This is a genomic window from Okeania sp. SIO2B9 (assembly GCF_010672505.1).
GTDB lineage: Bacteria > Cyanobacteriota > Cyanobacteriia > Cyanobacteriales > Microcoleaceae > Okeania > Okeania hirsuta.
On sequence record NZ_JAAHGK010000331.1, the window covers coordinates 1 to 6303 of the forward strand.

The 6303-nt window shown below is 39.7% G+C and carries 3 protein-coding genes; 1 reads left to right on the plus strand and 2 read right to left on the minus strand.

Annotation, left to right across the window (positions count from 1 at the left end; all coding sequences use genetic code 11):
* Positions 1-2646 (plus strand): HEAT repeat domain-containing protein (locus F6K13_RS13525; RefSeq protein ID WP_287287615.1); only part of this gene is annotated, 2646 nt, incomplete at its 5' end.
* A 543-nt stretch (positions 2647-3189) separates the two neighbouring features.
* Here F6K13_RS13525 and F6K13_RS13530 read toward each other — a convergent pair.
* Both F6K13_RS13530 and F6K13_RS13535 read right to left on the minus strand, forming a co-directional pair.
* Positions 3190-3723 carry a histidine kinase dimerization/phospho-acceptor domain-containing protein gene (locus F6K13_RS13530; protein ID WP_240038743.1) on the minus strand — a complete coding sequence of 178 codons (534 nt, stop codon included), beginning with the start codon at positions 3721-3723 and terminating at the stop codon, positions 3190-3192.
* 1459 nt (positions 3724-5182) lie between these two features.
* Positions 5183-6303, minus strand: a 1121-nt coding sequence (locus tag F6K13_RS13535) for an SMP-30/gluconolactonase/LRE family protein (protein ID WP_287287616.1), incomplete at its 5' end; no start/stop codon positions are given.

The window sequence follows — 6303 nt, forward strand, 5'->3', positions numbered from 1 at the left end:
CTCAAACGTCAAGTGGTGTTTGACGAAGACCCAGAACAGCGAATAGCAGCATTGGAAAAGCTAGCCATAGAATGGAAAAATCACCCGGATACTGTAGCTATTCTTAAACAATTAGCTATATCCGATGGATGTCCAGATGTGCGGAGAGCTGCAACAGAATATCTTGTCCAAGGCAGGCAAAACGATCCTAATATTTTACCTTTTCTTAAACAATTTGTAGTATCTAACAATGAATATTGGTGGGTACAAGAAGCCATACTTACCCAATTAACTACAGGTTGGCATGACGATCCAAATACGATCGCTTTCCTGAAACAACTGATTTTGGCAGATCAATATCGTTCCTCAAATGTACGTTATGCAGCATTAAAACAGTTAGCCCAAAACTGGCAAAATGAGCCAGATACCCTAGCATTTTTGAAACAACGAGCTGTATCCGATGTTGATGAAGCTTTGCGGGAAACAGCAGTAGAACTTTTAGCTGAAGGTTGGCAAGATATAGATACTCTCACCTGGCTAAGACAAAGAGCAGAATCAGATAAACATTGGGGAGTACGTTTAACCATCATAGAAAAATTAAATCAAGATGGGAAGTACGACCGCAAGACTTTAGCTTGGCTCAAAGGAATGGCAATGTCTGATCCAAGCCCTTATGTGGCTTCAGAAGCAGTATTCAAGTTAGCTAAACTGGCAAAAGATGACATCGATACTGGAACTATTCTGAAACAATTGGCTTTGTCTGCTCAAGCTTCAGAGGTAAGACGAGCTGCGATGAGTCAACTAGCAGAAAATTTGGGAAGCGATCCAGATACGCTATTAACCCTCAAACAACTGGCAGAATTTGACCAGTGTTCTCATGTCCGACTTGCAGCAGTGGAACAGTTAGTAACAGATTGGAAGGAAAATTCTGATACAGTAGCTATTATGAAAAAGTTGGCTATATCAGACACAGCTTCAGAAGTGCGAAAAGCAGCAATGGGCTATTTAATCGAAAACTGGCAAAAAGACTCTGATACAGTAGCTATTCTGAAACAGGTTGTGCAGTCAGATGAATGTTGGCGGATGCGAGAACTGGCAGTAGTACAGTTGGGTGCATTTTGGCAACATGACCCAGATGTGTTGACTTTTCTCAAACAGCAGGCTGAGTCTCCTGAGTGCTGGGTAGTGGGAGAGATAGCAGTAGCACAATTAACTGTTGGGTGGAAAGATGACCCTAGTGTTTTAGCTCTCCTGAAAAAATTGGCTCTGTCTAACTCTGATGCACGAGTGGCTGCAATACGAGAATTATCTATCGGTTGGAAAGATGACCCTGATACTTTGAGTATTCTCAAACAAGTCGTTTTCCAAGATGATTGTTGGCACGCTAGGAAGTTAGCAGTTGAACAACTAGCTACTGCTTGGCATGACGATCCTGAGACTTTTGAAGTAGTCAAAAAAGTTGCTTTGTCTGACGATCGCCACGATGTACAAATTGCAGCAATGGAGATGTTGGTCACAGGTTGGAAAGATCACCCAGAGGCGATCGCTACAATTAAACAAGCAGCATTATCCGATAAATTTTCAGAAGTACGCATAGCAGCAATGGAATTGTTAGCTACTACTTGGAAAAATGACGGTGATACTTTGGCAACTCTGCAACAAATTGCTGTATCTGACGGATGTTCAGATGTGCGAGTAGCAGCAGTCGTTAAACTAGGCAATGATGGTAAGGACGATCCTAATATCTTAGCTTGGCTCAAACAACAAGCAGTTGACGATCCGTGTTCTTATGTGCAACAGGCAACAATGGAACAGTTAGCTACAGATTGGAAAGACGATCCCGACACTCTAAATATTATCAAACAACTGGTTGTGTCTGGCAATTGTTCACAGCTACAACAGTCAGCAGTACTACAATTAGCTACTACTTGGAAGGATGACCCTGAGACCATGTCTGCTCTCAAAAAGCTGGCTGTATCAGCTCAATGTCCAGATTTACAACAGCTAGCAATGCAACAATTAGCTCTTGGTTGGAAAGATGACCCTGATACTTTTACTATTCTCAAACAAAGGGTAGAGTCTACAGATGAACGAGAAGTACGACAAGCAGCAATGCAGCAATTAGCTCTCGGTTGGAAGCATAACCCTGAGACATTAGCGTTATTTAAAAAATTAGCTATTTCTGACGAGGATGTGTGCGTCCGGCAAACAGCAGTGGTTGAGTTAGGTATTTGTTGGCAATATGACCCTGAGGTAATAGAAATTATCAAACAAGTAGCTATGAGCGATCGTAGTTTTTATGTGCGACAAACTGCTTTAGAATTATTTGCTATGCTGGGAAAAAACGATCCTTTTGCGGTTATTATGCTCAAAAAACTAGCTGAGTCTGATGAGAATTTTTATGTACGACGTTCAGCAATACAGCAGTTAGCTTTAGGTTGGCATGATGAACCAGGAATGTTTGAATTTTTCTGCACTCGCACATACTCCGATCCATTTGTACGCCAGGAGGAGTGGGAAGATAACCCGCGCCAAACTGCTTTAGAGGCAATTCTCGAACAATATCAAGAGAATACTCAGATTCTCCAGATATTGAGCGATCGAGCCGAAAATGACTCAGATGAGCAAGTGCAAAAGTTTGCCCTGAAAACTTTAAAAGGATTTTAGCGGACATAGGCTATATCTGCAACAAGTTTCAAGCAGTATAATATCATGTTCGGTTGAATACTTATAATATCTGTGGACCAAAGGCAGAAGGCAGAGGGCAGCTATGCTGAAGGGAAAGAGCAAGGTTAGAAGGCAGAAGGTTTATTATAACTGATTATCCGCAATTCGTAGCTCCCCCGGAGGGGAACATGATATAAGTAAGGTGTGTGACGATAATAGACTCATAGTTGAGCCATCACGCACCTTTAATATCATGTCCGTTGGTATCGTTTGTGTAAAATCAAGGGTGAATATCTACAGGAAATTTACGTTTTTTCCAGCTTTTAAGCCTTTTTTCCAGCTTTTAAGCCTTCTTCCCTCTTCCTTACCTTCACGCTTACAATACCGATGCTACCGGACATGATATAATATTAAGTTTTGGGGCGTTGCTGAATAAATTTATGATTAGGAGAAAGATAAATTATATAGAATCTGGTTATACAGTATATGTTTATAATTCTATCCACACTTTCTCCACCTCCCCACACTCCCCACCCCCAATATTTAAATCGTTAAGTTGCCAGTGGTGACTGAATTCAATTTTTCTGTATTGCTTTCTAAAAGAAATTCACCGATACCGATAATACCATTGAGGGGGGTTCGTAGTTCGTGAGAAGTGTTGGCTAAAAATTCGTCTTTGAGGCGATCGAGTTGCTTGAGTTGTTCGTTGTTTGCTTCTAGAGATTTAAAGGAATTTTTCAGTTGGTTTGCCATACAATTAAAAGAGTGAGTCAGTTCTCCCACTTCATCGTTACGGTTAATGTGGAGTTGAGTTTCCCATTTACCTTGAGTAATTTTTTTGGCAGCACAATTAAGTTTGAGTATAGGTGCGGTAACTAAACGTACTGTCATAATTACTACTACACTTTGCAGCTTTTTAATACGCTGACCTTCTTTATTTACGAGATAATCGACACGATTGGGAAAATCTTCAAATACTTTTATATTTAGAGTACCATCTATATTTCGTCTGCCTTGAGCATATTCTCCATTTTCATAGTCACCTGCAAAATAAATAGCAGAAACAAATTTATACAATTGAATTTGTTTAATGAAATGAAAGGCTAAAGTATCAATATTGGTGGTATTTAGTTGTTCGAGTTGAATAGCATTGATATTACTTTGAACAATAATATGAGGGTATTCTAGACAATGATTTAGGTGGTCTTCAACACGGTTTGTAACTTCATGTTCCCATTGACTTGCTAATCGATTAACTGCTTTTTCTCCATTTCTAAAAGAAAGATAACCAATTAATGCAAATGTTGTTAATATTTGTCAAACAAAAGGTACAATAAAAACGTTGCGCAGGGAATTTTTTCTAGTATTCTCGATCGAGAAATCTTGATTTATAGATGCCATAGTCTTTAAAATAGAGGGAATAGGTAATAGGGAATAGGGATAAATAATTGATAATTTATGGATAATAATTGATTTTATTTTGATTTTTTGGAGATGTCTATTAGACTCAATTTTATCTACATACAGCAGTTTCCGAAGTTATCAAAATAATGTGGGTCTAAAACCCCGCCTTTTAAGGCGCAATATTTTTGGAGAGTTGCTCACGCATCCCCTACTTCCCCTCCTGGCTCCCCTCCTGGGAGGAGCGGGGGTGGGTTGGGTTAGGGGTGGGTTAACTTCTGACTTCTGACTTCGTTAAGAGGTACATATATTGATTTTTAGGGAGTAGGAAAGATGGGAATTAGGGTAGTGAACAAGCACAAAATATTGACCCCGTCAGTTGTACCACATTAGTTTAAAATATGCTGTATTTTTAGATTATAGCAATTCCCAAAAAGCATGAGCTACAAAATTATAGGTTTTGGGGAATATAAAAAGTAAAAAGTGCAGTAAAAGACTACTTTACCGAATAATTAATAATGAATAATTAGGGTTTGCTGAGAAAGTCTTATGAGTGAAGGAAGGAGTCAGGAGTCAGGAGAAATGGGAATTATAGAGTAGGTAGTCGGAAAAGTTGTCCCTCAATTTTTCTGCCATAATCATCCCAAAATACTAGCTTTATGCAGCTCTTGCCACTGAAAAGCTGGCACTTTTTTCGACAAAAAAATGCTACAACCAATATCAGTCAATGCTTTGAGAATTAATCAGCAAGCCCTAATTAAAAATTAATAAACGAAGGTAGCGGGAGTTGAACACAGAGGGCAGAAGGAAAAATTTTCCTTTGAGTCAATCCTCTCCTTTCAAAGAAGAGGTAGTTGTTGATTAGGGTTTGCGTATGGAAAGTCTTTTTGCGAGGGTAGACAGTAGGCAGTAGTTAGGAGGTAGAATAAATGGGAATTACAGAGTCAGTGGCCCAAACAATAGTAAGAGTGATTTTTCGGCTTTTGCTACCCGAAAAATACTCACTTTTCAAGCAAGTCGGCCTCCGAAATTTATTGATATATAAAAAGCGCCAAAGAAACCAGAAAAATATATTAGAAACCTGGTACATTATTAGTAATTTATCTTCATCGGAGTAATTAGACATTTGTTTATCTTACCATATATTGTTATCTCCCCCGATTTTTTCACTCTCGCGAAGTTCAAAAAGATATCCTCGTTGTTCGACTACCAAATCATCTACGTACCAAGGTGCTAATAATTTCCCCCCTAACCAAGGAACTATGGATGAGCAAGCAAACAATTTCCAAGGTGAGTCGGCAGGGCAATTGCATTTGGAGTCAACAATTGTCACGCTACTAATATTCATCACAGGTAGAATAATCTCTCTGACTCTTGCTTGCGATCGCGGATCAATACAAACTACCTTACCACCAAACCAAAATGTAACCCAAAGATAACCTGCACGATCTACAGCTAATCCATCAGGTACTCCTTCATGCTCCTGGGAAACGATAAATTGGCGATCGTGGTAAAACTCAGAACAATCACCATTAACAACGAAAACGTGAATCGACCGTTCCAAGCTATCTACAACGTAGAGCGATCGCCCATCTGGGGATAATCCCATACCATTAGCATAGCTTAGTCCCGCAAACATTTCCTGGATTTGTCCTTGGGGATTGCACTTTAGCAGTTTTCCTTTGTCCTTAATACCTGTGGTATCCTCATTAATGGTGTTAAACCAGATGTTTCCTGTTGTGTCGATAATTACATCATTACTAACTAACTTTTTACCCTGATAGGTTTCGATTATTGGTGTTATTTTCTGGGTATGGAGATTAAATTGCACTAGCCCCAACTCTCCAGACAACACCAACGTACCTTTTGTCAATACTGCGACACCGTAACACAAACCAGGTAAGGGAAATCTCTGCACCTGGCAGGTGGTTAAGCACAATTTAATTAGCTGAGGGTTACCGTAGTCTAAGCAAAATAGTTGATTAGTTTCCCCATCGTAGCAAAGTCCCTCACCTCCTTGAAGAGGACAGTCTTGCACAACAGAAACTTGATAGGTTGGGGAGCGTCTTTCTAAGAGTAAGGCATTGCGTAGGTGTTCCCCGTAAAATTGTAGAGCAGCTCGGTTAGCACCCACAAGGTTGAGTTCTGCGAGGGGAGTAGGATGATAGTGAGTGTCTTGAATTTGTTCTCCTGGTTCACAATTAAAAGTAATCAATTGTGAGCAATCAAGAGTTTGTTGAGCAAGGTTAAAATCAA